This window comes from Roseibium sp. (assembly GCF_965229775.1).
GTDB lineage: Bacteria > Pseudomonadota > Alphaproteobacteria > Rhizobiales > Stappiaceae > Roseibium.
This window is the reverse complement of record NZ_OZ245929.1, coordinates 5,293,217-5,308,843: the sequence shown is the minus strand read 5'-3', so window position 1 is coordinate 5,308,843 and position 15,627 is coordinate 5,293,217. Positions and strand designations below refer to the sequence as shown.

General features: G+C 59.1%; 28 protein-coding genes. All 28 read left to right on the top strand.

Annotated elements, in window-relative coordinates:
- Positions 1-29: 29 nt before the first annotated feature.
- The 28 genes from tuf (at position 30) to rplQ (ending at position 15,346) form a co-directional block, all read left to right on the top strand.
- On the top strand, positions 30-1,220 hold the full coding sequence (gene tuf, locus ACO07N_RS24165) for an elongation factor Tu (protein WP_421983452.1): 1,191 nt from the start codon (positions 30-32) through the stop codon (positions 1,218-1,220).
- 72 nt (positions 1,221-1,292) lie between these two features.
- The gene (gene rpsJ / locus ACO07N_RS24160) at positions 1,293-1,601 is read left to right on the top strand and encodes a 30S ribosomal protein S10 (RefSeq protein WP_006936455.1); all 309 of its coding nucleotides are present in this window, start codon (positions 1,293-1,295) and stop codon (positions 1,599-1,601) included.
- A 22-nt stretch (positions 1,602-1,623) separates the two neighbouring features.
- A complete protein-coding gene (gene rplC / locus ACO07N_RS24155; RefSeq protein WP_306143911.1) occupies positions 1,624-2,334 on the top strand; it encodes a 50S ribosomal protein L3 in 711 nt (236 codons plus the stop codon).
- Positions 2,334-2,954, top strand: coding sequence for a 50S ribosomal protein L4 (gene rplD, locus ACO07N_RS24150; RefSeq protein ID WP_421983451.1), 621 nt, complete (start codon positions 2,334-2,336; stop codon positions 2,952-2,954). The genes rplC and rplD overlap by 1 nt, the downstream gene beginning before the upstream one ends.
- Positions 2,951-3,244, top strand: a complete 294-nt coding sequence (locus ACO07N_RS24145; RefSeq protein WP_029061773.1) for a 50S ribosomal protein L23 — start codon at positions 2,951-2,953, stop codon at positions 3,242-3,244. Before rplD ends, ACO07N_RS24145 begins: the two co-directional genes overlap by 4 nt.
- Positions 3,245-3,262: 18 nt before the next feature.
- The gene (rplB, locus tag ACO07N_RS24140; RefSeq protein ID WP_319382502.1) at positions 3,263-4,096 is read left to right on the top strand and encodes a 50S ribosomal protein L2; all 834 of its coding nucleotides are present in this window, start codon (positions 3,263-3,265) and stop codon (positions 4,094-4,096) included.
- 11 nt (positions 4,097-4,107) lie between these two features.
- The gene (rpsS, locus tag ACO07N_RS24135) at positions 4,108-4,386 is read left to right on the top strand and encodes a 30S ribosomal protein S19 (RefSeq protein ID WP_148632529.1); all 279 of its coding nucleotides are present in this window, start codon (positions 4,108-4,110) and stop codon (positions 4,384-4,386) included.
- Positions 4,387-4,388: 2 nt separating this feature from the next.
- Positions 4,389-4,769, top strand: a complete 381-nt coding sequence (gene rplV / locus ACO07N_RS24130) for a 50S ribosomal protein L22 (RefSeq protein ID WP_319382501.1) — start codon at positions 4,389-4,391, stop codon at positions 4,767-4,769.
- A complete protein-coding gene (rpsC, locus tag ACO07N_RS24125; protein ID WP_299481553.1) occupies positions 4,769-5,497 on the top strand; it encodes a 30S ribosomal protein S3 in 729 nt (242 codons plus the stop codon). Before rplV ends, rpsC begins: the two co-directional genes overlap by 1 nt.
- 47 nt (positions 5,498-5,544) lie before the next feature.
- Positions 5,545-5,958: a 50S ribosomal protein L16 gene (gene rplP, locus ACO07N_RS24120; protein ID WP_319382500.1), complete on the top strand. Its 414-nt coding sequence runs from the start codon at positions 5,545-5,547 to the stop codon at positions 5,956-5,958.
- A 20-nt stretch (positions 5,959-5,978) separates the two neighbouring features.
- Entirely contained in the window at positions 5,979-6,179 is a 201-nt protein-coding gene (gene rpmC, locus ACO07N_RS24115; RefSeq protein ID WP_319382499.1) for a 50S ribosomal protein L29, read from the top strand.
- Between the two features lie 10 nt (positions 6,180-6,189).
- Positions 6,190-6,420 (top strand): 30S ribosomal protein S17, encoded by a 231-nt coding sequence (gene rpsQ / locus ACO07N_RS24110; protein WP_421983450.1) that lies wholly within the window; start codon positions 6,190-6,192, stop codon positions 6,418-6,420.
- A 68-nt stretch (positions 6,421-6,488) separates the two neighbouring features.
- On the top strand, positions 6,489-6,857 hold the full coding sequence (gene rplN / locus ACO07N_RS24105) for a 50S ribosomal protein L14 (RefSeq protein ID WP_008191626.1): 369 nt from the start codon (positions 6,489-6,491) through the stop codon (positions 6,855-6,857).
- Positions 6,857-7,174, top strand: coding sequence for a 50S ribosomal protein L24 (gene rplX, locus ACO07N_RS24100; RefSeq protein ID WP_319382497.1), 318 nt, complete (start codon positions 6,857-6,859; stop codon positions 7,172-7,174). The genes rplN and rplX overlap by 1 nt, the downstream gene beginning before the upstream one ends.
- Entirely contained in the window at positions 7,167-7,724 is a 558-nt protein-coding gene (gene rplE / locus ACO07N_RS24095) for a 50S ribosomal protein L5 (protein WP_319382496.1), read from the top strand. Before rplX ends, rplE begins: the two co-directional genes overlap by 8 nt.
- Before the next feature lie 21 nt (positions 7,725-7,745).
- Positions 7,746-8,051, top strand: a complete 306-nt coding sequence (gene rpsN, locus ACO07N_RS24090) for a 30S ribosomal protein S14 (RefSeq protein WP_319382495.1) — start codon at positions 7,746-7,748, stop codon at positions 8,049-8,051.
- 12 nt (positions 8,052-8,063) lie between these two features.
- Entirely contained in the window at positions 8,064-8,462 is a 399-nt protein-coding gene (rpsH, locus tag ACO07N_RS24085) for a 30S ribosomal protein S8 (RefSeq protein ID WP_306143904.1), read from the top strand.
- A gap of 41 nt (positions 8,463-8,503) precedes the next feature.
- Positions 8,504-9,037, top strand: a complete 534-nt coding sequence (rplF, locus tag ACO07N_RS24080; RefSeq protein WP_421983449.1) for a 50S ribosomal protein L6 — start codon at positions 8,504-8,506, stop codon at positions 9,035-9,037.
- 12 nt (positions 9,038-9,049) lie between these two features.
- Positions 9,050-9,412: a 50S ribosomal protein L18 gene (rplR, locus tag ACO07N_RS24075; protein WP_319382493.1), complete on the top strand. Its 363-nt coding sequence runs from the start codon at positions 9,050-9,052 to the stop codon at positions 9,410-9,412.
- A 41-nt stretch (positions 9,413-9,453) separates the two neighbouring features.
- A complete protein-coding gene (gene rpsE, locus ACO07N_RS24070) occupies positions 9,454-10,020 on the top strand; it encodes a 30S ribosomal protein S5 (RefSeq protein WP_306143901.1) in 567 nt (188 codons plus the stop codon).
- A 41-nt stretch (positions 10,021-10,061) separates the two neighbouring features.
- Positions 10,062-10,256, top strand: a complete 195-nt coding sequence (gene rpmD, locus ACO07N_RS24065) for a 50S ribosomal protein L30 (RefSeq protein ID WP_155139666.1) — start codon at positions 10,062-10,064, stop codon at positions 10,254-10,256.
- Positions 10,257-10,278: 22 nt separating this feature from the next.
- Positions 10,279-10,746, top strand: a complete 468-nt coding sequence (rplO, locus tag ACO07N_RS24060; RefSeq protein WP_421983448.1) for a 50S ribosomal protein L15 — start codon at positions 10,279-10,281, stop codon at positions 10,744-10,746.
- Positions 10,747-10,795: 49 nt separating this feature from the next.
- Positions 10,796-12,124, top strand: coding sequence for a preprotein translocase subunit SecY (gene secY, locus ACO07N_RS24055; RefSeq protein WP_421983447.1), 1,329 nt, complete (start codon positions 10,796-10,798; stop codon positions 12,122-12,124).
- Positions 12,121-12,717, top strand: coding sequence for an adenylate kinase (locus ACO07N_RS24050; protein ID WP_421983446.1), 597 nt, complete (start codon positions 12,121-12,123; stop codon positions 12,715-12,717). The genes secY and ACO07N_RS24050 overlap by 4 nt, the downstream gene beginning before the upstream one ends.
- A 178-nt stretch (positions 12,718-12,895) precedes the next feature.
- Complete coding sequence (gene rpsM, locus ACO07N_RS24045; protein ID WP_296592764.1) at positions 12,896-13,264, top strand: 30S ribosomal protein S13; 369 nt, start codon at positions 12,896-12,898, stop codon at positions 13,262-13,264.
- A 71-nt stretch (positions 13,265-13,335) separates the two neighbouring features.
- The gene (gene rpsK / locus ACO07N_RS24040; RefSeq protein ID WP_006936427.1) at positions 13,336-13,725 is read left to right on the top strand and encodes a 30S ribosomal protein S11; all 390 of its coding nucleotides are present in this window, start codon (positions 13,336-13,338) and stop codon (positions 13,723-13,725) included.
- An 89-nt stretch (positions 13,726-13,814) separates the two neighbouring features.
- Positions 13,815-14,837: a DNA-directed RNA polymerase subunit alpha gene (locus ACO07N_RS24035; protein WP_306143897.1), complete on the top strand. Its 1,023-nt coding sequence runs from the start codon at positions 13,815-13,817 to the stop codon at positions 14,835-14,837.
- A gap of 83 nt (positions 14,838-14,920) precedes the next feature.
- Positions 14,921-15,346 carry a 50S ribosomal protein L17 gene (rplQ, locus tag ACO07N_RS24030; protein ID WP_421983445.1) on the top strand — a complete coding sequence of 142 codons (426 nt, stop codon included), beginning with the start codon at positions 14,921-14,923 and terminating at the stop codon, positions 15,344-15,346.
- Positions 15,347-15,627: the final 281 nt, after the last annotated feature.

Genomic DNA, 15,627 nt, shown 5'->3' with positions numbered 1-15,627 from the left:
AAAAAGAAATAGAGAAACGGAGTAATCCGATGGCGAAGGAAAAATTTGAGCGCAACAAGCCGCACGTTAACATTGGCACGATTGGCCACGTTGACCATGGCAAGACGACGCTGACCGCTGCAATTACGATGACGCTGGCCGAGGCCGGCGGCGCAGAAGCAAAAGCCTACGACGAGATTGACGGTGCGCCTGAAGAAAAGGCACGCGGCATCACCATCTCCACGGCACACGTTGAGTATGAGACGGAGAACCGTCACTACGCTCACGTTGACTGCCCTGGCCACGCCGACTACGTGAAGAACATGATCACGGGTGCGGCGCAGATGGACGGCGCGATCCTTGTTGTTTCTTCGGCAGACGGCCCGATGCCGCAGACCCGCGAGCACATCCTGCTTGCGCGTCAGGTTGGTGTTCCGGCTCTTGTTGTCTTCATGAACAAGGTTGACCAGGTCGACGACGAAGAGCTTCTTGAGCTCGTCGAAATGGAAATCCGCGAGCTTCTGTCTTCGTACGAGTTCCCGGGCGACGACATTCCGATCGTGAAGGGTTCTGCTCTTGCAGCTGTTGAGAACCGCGACGCTGAAATCGGCCGTGACGCGATCCGTGAGCTGATGGCTCAGGTTGACGAGTACATCCCGACGCCCGAGCGTCCGAAGGATCAGCCGTTCCTGATGCCGATCGAAGACGTATTCTCGATCTCCGGCCGTGGTACGGTTGTGACCGGGCGTGTCGAGCGCGGTATTGTCAAGGTGGGTGAGGAAGTCGAGATCGTCGGCATCAAGGAGACCACGAAGACAACTGTTACGGGTGTTGAAATGTTCCGCAAGCTGCTGGACAGCGGCGAAGCAGGCGACAACATCGGTGCTCTGATCCGCGGCGTTGGCCGTGAGGAAGTTGAGCGTGGCCAGGTTCTTTGCAAGCCGGGTTCCGTTACCCCGCACACGAAGTTCAAGGCGGAAGCCTACATCCTGACGAAGGAAGAAGGTGGCCGTCATACGCCGTTCTTCACCAACTACCGTCCGCAGTTCTACTTCCGTACGACGGACGTGACGGGTGTTGTCTCCCTTCCGGAAGGCACGGAAATGGTGATGCCGGGCGACAACGTGTCGGTTGACGTTGAGCTGATCGTGCCGATCGCCATGGAAGAAGGCCTGCGCTTCGCAATCCGCGAAGGTGGCCGTACCGTCGGCGCAGGCGTCGTCGCATCCATCATCGAATAATCGACAGCCGGGCCTGCCGGCGAAACTCAAGGTAACGCGGGCAGGCCCGCAGTCTTATTGGGAACAACAACAATGAACGGTCAGAATATCCGGATCCGCCTCAAGGCGTTTGACCACCGTATTCTCGACGCCTCCACCAAGGAGATCGTCAATACGGCCAAGCGGACCGGTGCTCAGGTACGGGGTCCCGTGCCGCTGCCGACGCGGATCGAGAAGTACACCGTGCTTCGCGGACCGCACATCGATAAGAAAAGCCGCGATCAGTTCGAGATGCGTACGCACAAGCGTCTTCTCGACATCGTTGATCCGACGCCCCAGACGGTGGACGCGCTCATGAAGCTCGACCTGGCCGCTGGTGTCGACGTCGAGATCAAGCTCTAAGGCGGGGTCAAGGGGACACATCATGCGTTCTGGAGTGATCGCTCAGAAAGTGGGCATGACCCGCATCTACAACGATGCAGGCGAGCATGTTCCGGTCACTGTTTTGCGGCTGGAAAACTGCCAGGTGGTTGCCCACCGGACTGACGAAAAGAATGGTTACACGGCGCTGCAGCTCGGCGCAGGTACCCGGAAAGTAAAGAATACGCCGAAGGCACTGCGCGGTCACTTTGCTGTTGCAAAGGTCGAGCCGAAGCGGACGGTGGCCGAGTTCCGCGTTTCCGCGGACAACATGATCGACGTCGGTTCGGAAATGACTGCCGACCATTATGTCGAAGGCCAGTTCGTGGACGTGACCGGTACGTCGATCGGTAAAGGTTTTGCCGGTGCGATGAAGCGTCACAACTTCGGTGGTGGCCGTGCATCCCACGGTAACTCAATCTCGCACCGCTCACACGGTTCCACGGGTCAGTGTCAGGATCCGGGCCGCGTGTTCAAGGGCAAGAAAATGGCCGGTCACATGGGCGATGCCCGTGTCACCACGCAGAACCTGAAGGTTGTGCGCACTGATGTTGAGCGTGGCCTGATCATGGTCGAGGGTTCCGTTCCGGGCGCCAAGGGCGGCTGGATCCTGGTCCGCGACGCGATCAAAAAGGCGCTGCCGGAAAACGTTCCGGTACCGGGTGCTTTCAAGGCGTCCGATGCGGCCGAGGCTGCCGGGAAGGAGAGTGAGTGATGGAACTCCAGGTCAAGACCCTCGAAGGTGGGGCGGCCGGTTCGATCACGGTGTCTGACGAGATCTTCGGTCTCGAGCCGCGCACCGATTTGATCCACCGTGTGGTGCGCTGGCAGCTGGCCAAGCGCCAGGCGGGCACCCACAAGACGCTGAAGCGTTCGGAGATTTCCGGCACGACGAAGAAATTCGTCCGTCAGAAAGGTTCGGGCGGCGCACGTCACGGCAACAGGAAGGCTCCGCAGTTCCGCGGCGGTGGCAAGGCGTTCGGCCCGGTCGTTCGCGACCATGGCCATGAGCTGCCCAAGAAGGTTCGCGCCCTCGGCCTGAAGCATGCTCTGTCCGCCAAGGCGAAAGCAGACAGCATCGTTGTCGTTGAAGACGCAAAAGCAGCCGAAGCAAAGACCAAGGCACTCAAGGGACAGCTGCAGAAGCTCGGCCTGACCAGTGCGCTGGTGATCGACGGCGGTGATGTCGACAACAACTTCGCACTGGCTTCGCGCAACATTCCGCACGTGGATGTGCTGCCGATCCAGGGCATCAATGTCTACGACATCCTGCGGGCCAACACCCTGGTGTTGACCAAGGCAGCGGTGTCCGCACTTGAGGAGCGCTTCAAATGAGCAAACTTCCTCACTACGACAAGATCGTTGGTCCGGTGATCACCGAAAAATCGACGATGGCTTCGGAAGAGAACAAGGTTGTCTTCAAGGTCGCAAACGACGCAACGAAGCCTGAGATCAAGGCTGCTGTCGAGGCACTGTTCGGCGTCAAGGTCACGGCTGTGAACACTCTGGTCCGCAAGGGCAAGGTGAAGCGCTTCCGTGGACGTCTTGGCCGCCAGTCCGACTTCAAGAAGGCCGTCGTAACGCTGCAGGAAGGTCACGGCATCGACGTGACCACTGGGCTCTAAGACGGGGACTTTAGAAAAATGGCACTTAAGACATTCAATCCAACGTCCCCGGGCCGCCGTCAGCTTGTTCAGGTTGACCGCTCCGGTCTGCACAAGGGCAAGCCGGTCAAGACCCTGACCGAAGGCCTGTCCAAGAAGGGTGGCCGCAACAACACCGGCCGCCTGACGTCCCCGAACCGCGGTGGCGGTCACAAGCGGTCCTACCGTCTTGTCGACTTCAAGCGCCGCAAGTGGGATGTACCGGCAACGGTCGAGCGCCTTGAATACGATCCGAACCGGACCGCGTTCATTGCCCTGATCCGTTACGAAGACGGCGAGCTGAGCTACATCCTGGCGCCGCAGCGCCTTGCCGCCGGCGACACCGTCGTTGCCGGCAACAACGTCGACGTCAAACCGGGCAATGCCGCGCCGCTGGCAAGCATTCCTGTTGGAACGATCGTGCACAACATCGAGCTGAAGCCGGGCAAAGGCGCCCAGATCGCTCGTTCTGCCGGCGCTTTCGTTCAGATCGTGGGCCGTGACCAGGGCTACACCACGCTGCGCCTGATGTCTGGCGAGCAGCGTCGTGTTCTCGGCACCTGCATGGCCACCATTGGCGCCGTGTCCAACCCGGATCACGCCAACATCAATCTCGGCAAGGCAGGCCGTTCCCGCTGGCTTGGCATTCGCCCGCATACGCGTGGTGTCGCCATGAACCCGATCGACCACCCGCATGGTGGTGGTGAAGGACGGACCTCCGGCGGTCGTCATCCGGTTACTCCCTGGGGTAAACCGACCAAAGGCAAGCGTACGCGGAGCAACAAGCAGACCGATAAGTATATCGTCCGCAGCCGCCACGCGCGTAAGAAGTAAAGGACAGGATCGTGGCACGTTCGATCTGGAAAGGTCCGTTTGTCGACGGGTATCTGCTGAAGAAAGCTGACAAGGTCCGTGAGTCCGGCCGGAACGAGGTCATCAAGACCTGGAGCCGCCGCTCAACGATCCTGCCGCAGTTCGTCGGCTTGACCTTTGGCGTCTACAACGGACAGAAGCACGTTCCGGTGCTGGTGTCTGAAGAAATGATCGGTCACAAGTTCGGCGAGTTCTCGCCGACGCGGACCTATTACGGACATGGCGCCGACAAGAAGGCGAAGAGGAAGTAACGATGGGCAAGCCGAAGCGTGAGCGGACGCTCGCTGACAACGAGGCAAGGGCAATGACCCGCATGCTGCGCGTTTCCCCGCGCAAGCTGAACCTCGTTGCGGCTTCGATCCGTGGCAAAAAAGTCGGCTCCGCGATCGCGGACCTGACGTTCTCCCGCAAGCGCATCGCGCAAGATGTCAAGAAGACCTTGATGTCGGCGGTTGCGAATGCGGAAAACAATCATGACCTGGACATCGACAACCTGGTGGTTGCCGAGGCCCATGTTGGCAAGGCTTTTGTCATCAAGCGGTTCCAGGCCCGCGCCCGCGGCCGGGTCGGCCGGATCGAGAAACCCTTCTCGAACCTGACCATCGTCGTGCGCGAAGTTGAGGAGACCGCCTGATGGGACATAAAGTAAATCCGATCGGCATGCGCCTCGGGATCAACCGCACCTGGGATTCCCGCTGGTATGCGAACAAGAACGAATACGGTGATCTTCTCCACGAAGATTTCCGCATCCGCGAGTTCCTGCTGAAGGAACTCAAGCAGGCAGCCGTTTCCAAGGTCGTTATCGAGCGCCCGCACAAGAAATGCCGTGTTTCCATCCACTCCGGCCGTCCGGGTGTGGTCATCGGCAAGAAGGGTGCGGACATCGAGCGTCTGCGCAAGAAAATCGCCGACATCACCAATTCGGAAGTGCATCTCAACATCGTTGAAGTGCGCAAGCCGGAAATCGATGCGACCCTCGTTGCCGCTTCGATTGCTCAGCAGCTGGAACGCCGTGTTGCCTTCCGCCGCGCCATGAAACGGGCTGTTCAGTCCGCCATGCGTCTCGGCGCCCAGGGCATCCGGATCAACTGCGGTGGCCGTCTCGGCGGCGCGGAAATCGCGCGTATCGAATGGTACCGTGAAGGCCGCGTGCCGCTTCACACGCTGCGTGCCGACATCGACTACGGTGTCGCAAGCGCCCACACGGCTTATGGCGTGTGCGGTGTGAAGGTCTGGATCTTCAAGGGTGAAATTCTGGAGCACGATCCGATGGCGTCCGAACGCCGCGCGACTGCTGCTTCCGAAGGTAACCAGGGTGATCGCGGCGGACGCCGGGATCGGGGCCGCGAGCGCGCAGCTTAAGTCAAGCTGCCTGCCGCTCGTAAGACAAGAAAGACGAGAGAAGAACGATGCTGCAACCGAAGCGCACAAAGTTCCGCAAGCAGCACAAGGGCCGCATCCACGGCTTGTCGAAGGGAGGCACAGACCTCAACTTCGGCGCATTCGGTCTGAAGGCCTTGGAGCCGGAGCGTGTGACCGCACGCCAGATCGAAGCGGCCCGTCGTGCTATGACCCGTCACATGAAGCGTGCGGGTCGTGTTTGGATCCGTATCTTCCCGGACGTGCCGGTTTCTTCGAAGCCTGCCGAAGTCCGCATGGGTAAGGGTAAAGGTTCTCCGGATTACTGGGCTTGCCGTGTCAAGCCGGGCCGGATCATGTTTGAAGTCGATGGTGTTCCGGAAGATGTCGCCCGTGAAGCGATGCGTCTTGCCGCCGCCAAGCTGCCGATCAAGTGCCGTTTCGTTCAGCGTATCGGCGACTAAGGCAGGCGAGGAGTTAAGCCATGAAGGCGACCGATGTACGGGCAAAGACCCTCGACGAGCTCCGTGGTGAGCTTGAAGGCCTGAAGAAGGAGCAGTTCAACCTGCGCTTCCAGAAGGCCACGGGTCAGCTTGAAAACACTGCGCGTGTCCGGCAGATCCGCCGCGACATCGCGCGTATCCAGACGATCATGCGCGAAAAGCGCGTGTCGGCTAACGCGTAAGGAGACGGCAATGCCGAAGCGTATCCTGCAGGGCACCGTTGTCAGCGACGCGAATGACAAGACGGTGACGGTCAACGTGGAGCGCCGCTTCACGCACCCGCTGCTGAAAAAGACCGTGCGCCGGACGAAGAAGTACCGCGCACACGACGAAAGCAACCAGTACAAGGTTGGCGACACTGTTCAGATCGAAGAGTGTGCGCCGATTTCGAAAAACAAACGTTGGACCGTGGTCGCTCAGTGACCGCGCTCCAGTAGTGAGCATCAGGCGCCCGTGACCCGTGCGCCGCTAGAAGAACAAGGCAGCCAGTCATGATTCAGATGCAAACAAACCTCGACGTCGCCGACAATTCCGGCGCCCGTCGTGTCATGTGCATCAAAGTGCTCGGCGGCTCCAAGCGCAAATACGCCCAGGTCGGAGACATCATCGTTGTTTCCGTCAAAGAGGCTATTCCGCGGGGCCGCGTCAAAAAGGGCGACGTGATGAAGGCTGTCGTCGTGCGCACGGCTAAGGATATCCGCCGTCCCGATGGCAGCGTGATCCGGTTCGACCGCAATGCGGCCGTGCTGGTCAACAACAACAAAGAGCCGGTCGGCACCCGTATTTTCGGCCCGGTGCCGCGCGAACTTCGCGCCAAGAACCACATGAAGATCATTTCGCTCGCGCCGGAGGTGCTCTGATGGCTGCGAAAATCAAAAAAGGCGACACGGTGGTTGTTCTGACCGGCCGTGACAAGGGCAAGTCCGGGGAAGTCATCCAGATCTTGCCGAGTGACAACAAGGCCCTGGTTCGCGGGATCAACATGGTCCGCCGCCACCAGAAACAGACCCAGACGCAGGAAGCCGGGATCGTCTCCAAAGAGGCGCCGATCCACCTGTCCAACGTCGCGCTGGCCGATCCGAAGGACGGCAAGCCGACCCGCGTCGGTTTCAAAGTGCAGGACGATGGCACCAAGGTTCGTGTGGCCAGACGTTCGGGAGACCTGATCGATGGCTGATACAGCTTATGAGCCGCGTCTGAAGACGCATTACAACGAAGTCGTGCGCAAGCAGCTTCTGGAAAAGTTCCAGTACAAGAACGTCATGCAGGTTCCGCAGCTGGAAAAGATCGTCCTCAACATCGGTGTTGGCGAGGCGGTCGGCGATTCCAAGAAAGCGCGGACGGCTGCTGAAGATCTCGCGGCGATTGCCGGCCAGAAGCCGGTCATCACCAAGGCGAAGAAGTCCATCGCGACGTTCAAGGTCCGCGAAGGCATGCCGCTGGGTGTCAAGGTGACCCTGCGCCGCCAGCAGATGTTCGAATTCATGGACCGTCTGATCACAATCGCGCTGCCGCGCGTTCGTGACTTCCGTGGCCTGAACCCGAAGAGCTTCGACGGTCGTGGCAACTACGCCATGGGTATCAAGGAACACATCGTGTTTCCGGAGATCGAGTACGACAAGGTCGACCAGATCTGGGGCATGGACGTGATCGTTTGCACCACGGCGCCGACTGATGACGAGGCACGCGAGCTTCTGCGCGCGTTCAACTTCCCGTTCACGAAGTAACGGGCAAGGAAGGGACCGACGATGGCGAAGAAAAGCGCAATCGAGAAAAACAAGCGCCGTGAGAAGCTTGTCAAGAAATACGCTGAAAAGCGCGCCGCTCTGAAAGCGATGGCGAAGGACGAGAACCTTTCCCTCGAAGAGCGTTACAACGCACGACTGAAGCTGGCAAAACTGCCGCGGAACTCCGCTCCGAACCGCGTTCGCAACCGTTGCGAAGTGTCCGGCCGTCCGCGCGGTTTTTACCGCAAGCTGAAAATGTCGCGTATTGCGCTTCGTGAACTGGGCTCCCTGGGCAAGATCCCGGGCCTGGTCAAGTCGAGCTGGTAAGGAGAAACTCCGATGGCAATTTCTGATCCGTTGGGGGATATGCTGACCCGGATTCGCAACGCTCAGATGCGTCGCAAGAACAAGGTCAACTCACCTAATTCCAAATTGCGTGCACACGTACTTGATGTGCTGGCAAAAGAGGGATACATCCGTGGCTACACCACGGTTGACTACGAGGGCGGTAAGTCCGAGTTGGAAATCGAACTGAAGTATTTCGACGGCGAGCCGGTTATCCGCACCATTGAGCGTGTGTCCAAGCCGGGACGTCGCGTGTACTCGTCGGTGAAAAACATCCCGCATGTCTCGAATGGCCTGGGCGTGTCGATCATTTCGACTCCGCGCGGCGTCATGAGCGACCATCAGGCGCGGGAAGAGAATGTAGGTGGCGAGGTTCTCTGCCGCGTCTTCTGATGCGGCACTCTCGCTTTTGAAACAACGACAAGGTTGGTCAAATGTCTCGTATTGGCAAAAAGCCAGTCCCCGTGCCTAGCGGGGTAACGGCATCGATCGACGGTCAGACAGTTACGATCAAGGGCCCGAAAGGCGAAAAGTCTTTCGTGCTCAATGATCTTGTTCTGGCCGAAATGACGGATGACGGGATCAAAATCGATCCACGCAACAGTTCCAAGCCGGCTCGCTCCATGTGGGGCATGAGCCGCACCATGGTGTCGAACCTGATCACCGGTGTTACCGACGGTTTCAAGAAAGACCTCGCGATCACAGGTGTCGGTTACCGTGCACAGGTCCAGGGTCAGAACCTTCAGCTGGCGCTCGGTTTCTCGCATGACGTCGTCTATCCGATCCCGGAAGGCATCGACATCAAGTGCCCGAAGCCGACGGAAATCAGCATCACCGGTACCGACAAACAGCGTGTCGGCCAGGTCGCAGCTGAGATCCGCGAATTCCGCCCGCCGGAGCCCTACAAGGGCAAAGGCGTACGTTATGCAGACGAGTTCATCGTCCGCAAAGAAGGCAAGAAGAAGTAACGGACCCAGATCATGGCGAACAGCAAACAAGCTTTCGAGCGCCGCCGCGATCGCGTGCGTCGTTCGATCAGGAAAGCCGGCGGCGGACGTCCGCGTCTTTCCATCTTCCGCTCGTCGAAGCAGATCTACGCCCAGATCATTGACGATGCGAAGGGGCACACGATTGCCTCTGCTTCTACGATCGAAAGCGATCTCAAGGGCAGCCTGAAAACGGGCGCCGATGTCGCAGCAGCCGCTGCCGTCGGCAAGCTTGTCGCGGAGCGCGCAGTCGCTGCCGGCGTCAAGCAGGTCGTGTTCGACCGGGGCGGGTACATGTATCACGGGCGCGTCAAGGCGCTTGCCGATGCGGCCCGCGAAGGTGGACTTGAATTCTGACCAGCGCCCGTTGGCGCTCTTAAGAACGGAAGACAAATAATATGGCGAGACAGGATAATCGCGATCGCGAAGAGCGAGACAGCGAATTCGTCGACAAGCTCGTACACATCAACCGCGTTGCGAAAGTGGTCAAGGGTGGCCGTCGCTTCGGCTTCGCCGCGCTTGTCGTGGTTGGTGACCAGAAGGGCCGTGTCGGCTTTGGTCATGGCAAGGCGCGTGAAGTGCCGGAAGCCATCCGCAAGGCTACGGAAGCCGCGAAACGCACGATGATCCGTGTGCCCCTGCGTGAAGGCCGGACGCTCCACCACGACGTGGAAGGCCGTCACGGCGCAGGCAAGGTGCTGCTGCGCGCAGCTCCGGCAGGTACCGGTATCATTGCAGGTGGCCCGATGCGTGCCGTTTTCGAAACGCTCGGTGTTCAGGACGTTGTTGCAAAGTCTCTCGGGACTTCGAACCCCTACAACATGGTTCGCGCAACGTTTGCCGCGCTGACGAAGGAAGACAGCCCGCGCTCCGTCGCTGCGCGCCGGGGCCTGAAGGTCTCCGTGCTGCAGTCCAGGCGCCGTGACAACAACGAAGAGGCTACTCCGGCTGCTGCCGAGGCTTGACCTCGACAGCTCCGGACCCCAGCTGAAAGAGGGTAGGTTCCATGGCGAACACCGAAAAGACTGTTACGGTCGAACAGATCGGTAGCCCGCTGCGCCGTCCGAAGGACCAGCGCGCGACGCTCATCGGTCTTGGCCTGAACAAGATGCATCGCCGTTCCACGCTGAAGGACACTCCTGAAGTGCGCGGAATGATCAACAAGGTCCAGCATCTCGTTCGCGTCGTCGAAGACGCTTAAGGACGGGGTGAGGAGAAGAACAATGAAGCTCAACGAACTTCGTGACAACGAAGGTGCCGTAAAAGAGCGCACCCGCGTTGGACGCGGCATCGGTTCCGGCAAGGGCAAGACCGGTGGTCGTGGTGTCAAGGGTCAGAAGTCCCGTTCCGGCGTTGCGATCAAGGGTTTTGAAGGCGGCCAGATGCCGCTTCACCGCCGTTTGCCGAAGCGTGGATTCACGAACATTTTCGCCAAGGACTACAACACCGTGTCCGTCGGCCGTGTTCAGAAAGCCATTGATGCAGGCAAGCTCAACGCGTCGGAGACCGTTACGGTCGAAACGCTCAAGGCTGCCGGCGTTGTCAAAAGGGTCCGCGACGGTGTCCGCATCGTGGCCAACGGCGAACTGACTGCCGCCGTGACCTTTGAAGTTGCCGGTGCCTCCAAGGGCGCTGTCACAGCAATCGAAAAAGCGGGCGGCAAGGTTGCCGTTCTGGGAGCTCAGGCTTAACAGCCTGGGCTTTTCCCGTTTGTGGGTAAGCATAATACCGGAGTAGGGCATGGCATCGGCCGCCGAGCAACTGGCTTCAAATCTGAATTTCTCAGCTTTCGCCAAGGCTGAAGAACTCAAAAAGCGCATCTGGTTCACGCTAGGGGCGCTTTTGGTTTATCGACTGGGCACTTACATTCCGATGCCCGGCATCGACCCGGTCGCATTCGCGCAGATCTTCAGCCAGGCGCAGACCGGCATCATCGGCATGGTGAACATGTTCACCGGCGGTGCGATCGAACGCATGGCGATCTTCGCACTCGGCATCATGCCCTATATTTCCGCCTCCATCATCATGCAGCTGATGACGACGGTCGTTCCGACCCTCGAGCAGCTGAAGAAGGAAGGCGAACAGGGCCGCAAGGTCATCAACCAGTACACGCGCTACGGCACCGTCGTTCTGGCGGCTTTCCAGGCCTACGGTATTTCCGTCGGTCTCGAGGCCCAGAACGTCGTGACGGATCCGGGCTGGTTCTTCCGCGCCTCAACGGTGATCACGCTGGTCGGCGGGACCATGTTCCTGATGTGGCTGGGTGAGCAGATCACCTCGCGCGGCATCGGTAACGGTATCTCCCTGATCATCTTTGCCGGCATCGTCGCCGGACTGCCGTCCGCCGTCGTTCAGACGCTTGAACTCGGACGCCAGGGATCGCTGGCGACCTGGATCATCCTCGGCGTGATTCTTCTTGCGATCGTGGTGATCGGCTTCATCGTGTTCATGGAGCGCGCCCAAAGACGGCTTCTGATCCAGTATCCGAAGCGCCAGATGGGCAACCGCATGTTCGAGGGCAACACCTCGTTCCTGCCGCTCAAGCTGAACACCGCAGGTGTCATTCCGCCGATCTTCGCATCGTCGCTTCTGCTCGTTCCCGCGACATTTGCCGGGTTCAACCAGGGCGGTGGAAACGAGTGGCTGACCTACATCACTGCGGCGCTTGGTCACGGGCAGCCCCTGTTCATGGTGTTCTACGCCGCCATGATCATTTTCTTCTGTTTCTTCTACACGGCCATCGTCTTCAATCCGAGCGACACGGCCGATAACCTCAAGAAACACGGCGGTTTCATCCCGGGTATCCGTCCGGGTGAACGGACCGCCCAATACATCGACTACGTCCTTACCCGTATCACCGTGGTAGGTGCGATTTACATCACCATCGTTTGTCTATTACCCGAATTCCTCATTTCGGCGACTGGCGTTCCGTTCTATTTCGGTGGAACCTCTTTGCTGATTGTCGTGAGCGTGACAATGGATACAGTGTCACAGATCCAGGGCCACCTGCTTGCGCATCAGTACGAGGGCCTGGTGAAAAAAGCAAAACTGAGGGGGAAACGTCGATGAGGCTTATTCTGGTAGGACCGCCGGGGGCGGGCAAGGGGACACAGGCAACCCGCCTGGTCGAGAAGTACGGCATCCCTCAGCTGTCCACCGGAGACATGCTTCGCGCTGCAGTGGCAGCACAGACCCCCGTCGGACTGAAGGCCAAGGCCGTCATGGATGCAGGCGGTCTGGTATCCGACGAGATCGTTGTCGGCATCATCCGTGACCGCACCGCCGAGGAAGACGCGAAGAACGGTTTCATCCTCGACGGTTTCCCGCGCACACTGGCCCAGGCGGAAGCGCTCGACCAGATGCTCACCGAGAACGGCTCGAAACTGGATGCGGTCCTCGAGCTTCGGGTCGACCAGACGCAACTCGTCGACCGGATCATCAAGCGGGCCGAGGACGCGAAGGCTGCAGGGCAGCCGGTGCGCAAGGACGACGACCCCGAGGTGTTCAAACAGCGCCTTGAAGCCTACAACCGGGACACGGCCGTCGTGGTGCCCTATTACGAGAAATCCGGGCTGCTTTCGGTGGTCGACGGCATGCAGTCAATCGACGATGTTTCGGCGTCCATAGAATCCGTCCTGCAAGGACTTGACGAGAAGGTTTAAGAGCGGTAAACGACGCGCTCTACCAGACAGTTTAGCCGGTTTCACGCAAGTGGGACCGGCCTTCTCTGTGCCGGGAGCTACCCGGCATTTCGTACCCCGCAAGGGCCGGGCTCCACCGGACGCGGGCTTTACCCACTGCGGCTATCCATGTGGTTGCCGCTAACAAATGGAGACAAACGTGGCACGTATTGCTGGCGTTAACATTCCTACGAACAAGCGCGTCGTTATCGCGCTTCAGTACATTCATGGCATTGGCGCAAAATTCGCGCAGGAAATCATCGAGAAGAACAACATCGATGCTGCCCGCCGCGTGAACGAACTTTCGGACGCCGAAGTTCTGTCCATTCGCGAAACAATCGACCGTGACTACATGGTTGAAGGCGACCTTCGCCGCGACACCGCCATGAACATCAAGCGTCTCATGGACCTGGGTTGCTACCGCGGCCTGCGTCACCGCCGCGGACTTCCCGTCCGTGGTCAGCGGACACACACGAACGCACGTACCCGCAAGGGTCCGGCAAAACCGATCGCCGGCAAGAAGAAATAATCATCAGACAGCGATTGGTGGTGGAGCTGCCGGCATTACGGCAGTGACGAGATCAAAACAAGGACACAAGAATGGCTAAAGACACGACGCGCGTGCGTCGCCGCGAACGCAAGAACATCTCTTCCGGCGTCGCGCATGTGAACTCCACGTTCAACAACACCATGATCACGATTACCGACGCACAGGGCAATGCAATTTCCTGGTCGTCCGCTGGTGCTCTGGGCTTCAAGGGATCGCGCAAGTCGACTCCGTATGCGGCTCAGGTTGCTGCTGAAGACGCCGCCAAGAAAGCTGCCGAGCATGGAATGCGTACCCTGGAAGTCGAGGTCCGCGGACCTGGTTCGGGCCGTGAGTCCGCACTGCGTGCGTTGCAGGCTGCCGGTTTCCTGATCACGTCCATCCGCGACGTGACGCCGATTCCGCACAATGGCTGCCGTCCGCGCAAGCGCCGCCGCGTCTAAGGCTCCGGGCTTTAGGTACCTGTTTCTCCAAATGGCAAAGAATGGCCCGGTCCTGAAGAACCGGGCGGGATAGCCGAAGGGACGAAAACGTGACCATTCAAAAAAATTGGCAAGAACTGATCAAGCCGACCAAACTCGAGATCAAGCCGGGTCATGACCCGCGCTTCACGGCAACCGTCGTTGCCGAGCCTCTCGAGCGTGGATACGGCCTGACACTGGGCAACGCGCTGCGCCGTATCCTGCTGTCCTCCCTCCAGGGGGCTGCCGTGACTGCCGTTCAGATCGATGGCGTTCTGCATGAATTCTCCTCGATCCCGGGCGTGCGCGAAGACGTTACCGACATCGTGCTCAACATCAAGGAAATCGCCATCCGCATGGAAGGCGAGGGACCCAAGCGCATGGTCGTGCGCAAACAGGGCCCCGGTGTCGTGACCGCCGGCGATATCCAGACTGTCGGTGATGTGGAAGTGCTCAATCCGGACCTCGTGCTGTGCACGCTGGACGAAGGCGCTGAAATCCGCATGGAATTCACCGTGAACACGGGTAAGGGCTACCATTCTTCCGATCGTAACCGTCCGGAAGATGCGCCGATCGGACTCATTCCGGTCGACAGCCTCTACTCTCCGGTCAAGAAGGTCTCCTACAAGGTGGAAAACACCCGTGAAGGCCAGGTTCTTGACTACGACAAGCTGACCCTGACCGTCGAAACCGATGGTTCCGTCAAGCCGGATGATGCCGTGGCCTTCGCCGCTCGCATTCTGCAGGATCAGCTCTCCATTTTCGTCAACTTCGAAGAGCCGCAGCGCGAAGTCGCCGAGGACACTGTCCCCGAGCTTGCCTTCAACCCGGCGCTCCTGAAGAAAGTCGACGAACTGGAACTGTCTGTACGGTCTGCAAACTGCCTGAAGAACGACAATATCGTTTATATTGGCGATCTCATTCAGAAGACCGAAGCGGAAATGCTGCGGACACCGAATTTCGGCCGCAAGTCGCTCAACGAAATCAAGGAAGTTCTCGCCCAGATGGGGCTCCATCTCGGCATGGAAGTCGCCAACTGGCCGCCGGAGAACATCGACGATCTCGCCAAGCGCTACGAAGACCATCAGTATTGAGGGACGTACGCGTCCCTGAGGGTTCAACCGGGCAAGTGCTTCAAAGGTTCAAGCAGACTGCCTGAAAGATAAAGGAGAGGGCCATGCGCCACGGTAAATCCGGCCGCAAGCTCAACCGGACATCCAGCCACCGCAAGGCGATGTTCGCGAACATGGCAGCGTCGCTGATCAAGCATGAGCAGATCGTGACCACACTGCCGAAGGCTAAGGAAATGAAGCCGATCATCGACAAGCTCATCACATTGGGCAAGCGCGGTGATCTTCACGCACGCCGCCAGGCTATCTCGCAGATTCGCGACACGGCCATGGTTGCCAAGCTTTTCGAAACGCTTGGCGAGCGCTACAAGGACCGGAACGGTGGATATTCCCGCGTTCTGAAAGCCGGTTTCCGCTATGGCGACAACGCACCGATGGCCGTGATCGAACTCGTCGATCGTGACCCGGACGCACGCGGTGCTGACGACCGTGCACGCGTTGAGGCAGAAGAAGCGGCTGAAGACGCAGCGTAAGTTGTAGCTTGACACAAGATCAAGAGGCGGGCATTTGCCCGCCTTTTTTTATTGCAACACGATGAAGTAAATCGAGCGGTTTCAGATAGTGAGATCGTGTTCAGGATTATCAATGATTTAAGGAACTAAACCTAGATTTTCCTCACGCCCGTGTGGGCCGAAGTGGGATTGGGGAAATACTGTGTTTGGCAAGAAAAGCTCTGACTCGAAAGGGGCGACCAGCTCTTTTCGACTTTCCTTTGTTATACCGACATTGATGATTGGTCTGACCTTTGCTGCCT

What these genes read in the sequence shown, in the direction of transcription:
- rplV (WP_319382501.1), top strand. Translation starts at nt 4,389, where the DNA reads ATGGGCAAGCCGAAGCGTGAGCGGACGCTCGCTGACAACGAGGCAAGG.
- rplB (WP_319382502.1), top strand. Translation starts at nt 3,263, where the DNA reads ATGGCACTTAAGACATTCAATCCAACGTCCCCGGGCCGCCGTCAGCTT.
- rplE (WP_319382496.1), top strand. Translation starts at nt 7,167, where the DNA reads ATGGCTGATACAGCTTATGAGCCGCGTCTGAAGACGCATTACAACGAA.
- rpmC (WP_319382499.1), top strand. Translation starts at nt 5,979, where the DNA reads ATGAAGGCGACCGATGTACGGGCAAAGACCCTCGACGAGCTCCGTGGT.
- rplN (WP_008191626.1), top strand. Translation starts at nt 6,489, where the DNA reads ATGATTCAGATGCAAACAAACCTCGACGTCGCCGACAATTCCGGCGCC.
- rpsJ (WP_006936455.1), top strand. Translation starts at nt 1,293, where the DNA reads ATGAACGGTCAGAATATCCGGATCCGCCTCAAGGCGTTTGACCACCGT.
- rpsK (WP_006936427.1), top strand. Translation starts at nt 13,336, where the DNA reads ATGGCTAAAGACACGACGCGCGTGCGTCGCCGCGAACGCAAGAACATC.
- rplP (WP_319382500.1), top strand. Translation starts at nt 5,545, where the DNA reads ATGCTGCAACCGAAGCGCACAAAGTTCCGCAAGCAGCACAAGGGCCGC.
- tuf (WP_421983452.1), top strand. Translation starts at nt 30, where the DNA reads ATGGCGAAGGAAAAATTTGAGCGCAACAAGCCGCACGTTAACATTGGC.
- rpmD (WP_155139666.1), top strand. Translation starts at nt 10,062, where the DNA reads ATGGCGAACACCGAAAAGACTGTTACGGTCGAACAGATCGGTAGCCCG.
- rpsN (WP_319382495.1), top strand. Translation starts at nt 7,746, where the DNA reads ATGGCGAAGAAAAGCGCAATCGAGAAAAACAAGCGCCGTGAGAAGCTT.
- rplR (WP_319382493.1), top strand. Translation starts at nt 9,050, where the DNA reads ATGGCGAACAGCAAACAAGCTTTCGAGCGCCGCCGCGATCGCGTGCGT.
- rplD (WP_421983451.1), top strand. Translation starts at nt 2,334, where the DNA reads ATGGAACTCCAGGTCAAGACCCTCGAAGGTGGGGCGGCCGGTTCGATC.
- secY (WP_421983447.1), top strand. Translation starts at nt 10,796, where the DNA reads ATGGCATCGGCCGCCGAGCAACTGGCTTCAAATCTGAATTTCTCAGCT.
- rpsE (WP_306143901.1), top strand. Translation starts at nt 9,454, where the DNA reads ATGGCGAGACAGGATAATCGCGATCGCGAAGAGCGAGACAGCGAATTC.
- rpsH (WP_306143904.1), top strand. Translation starts at nt 8,064, where the DNA reads ATGGCAATTTCTGATCCGTTGGGGGATATGCTGACCCGGATTCGCAAC.
- rplF (WP_421983449.1), top strand. Translation starts at nt 8,504, where the DNA reads ATGTCTCGTATTGGCAAAAAGCCAGTCCCCGTGCCTAGCGGGGTAACG.
- ACO07N_RS24145 (WP_029061773.1), top strand. Translation starts at nt 2,951, where the DNA reads ATGAGCAAACTTCCTCACTACGACAAGATCGTTGGTCCGGTGATCACC.
- rplQ (WP_421983445.1), top strand. Translation starts at nt 14,921, where the DNA reads ATGCGCCACGGTAAATCCGGCCGCAAGCTCAACCGGACATCCAGCCAC.
- rpsQ (WP_421983450.1), top strand. Translation starts at nt 6,190, where the DNA reads ATGCCGAAGCGTATCCTGCAGGGCACCGTTGTCAGCGACGCGAATGAC.
- ACO07N_RS24050 (WP_421983446.1), top strand. Translation starts at nt 12,121, where the DNA reads ATGAGGCTTATTCTGGTAGGACCGCCGGGGGCGGGCAAGGGGACACAG.
- rplO (WP_421983448.1), top strand. Translation starts at nt 10,279, where the DNA reads ATGAAGCTCAACGAACTTCGTGACAACGAAGGTGCCGTAAAAGAGCGC.
- rplX (WP_319382497.1), top strand. Translation starts at nt 6,857, where the DNA reads ATGGCTGCGAAAATCAAAAAAGGCGACACGGTGGTTGTTCTGACCGGC.
- rpsC (WP_299481553.1), top strand. Translation starts at nt 4,769, where the DNA reads ATGGGACATAAAGTAAATCCGATCGGCATGCGCCTCGGGATCAACCGC.
- rplC (WP_306143911.1), top strand. Translation starts at nt 1,624, where the DNA reads ATGCGTTCTGGAGTGATCGCTCAGAAAGTGGGCATGACCCGCATCTAC.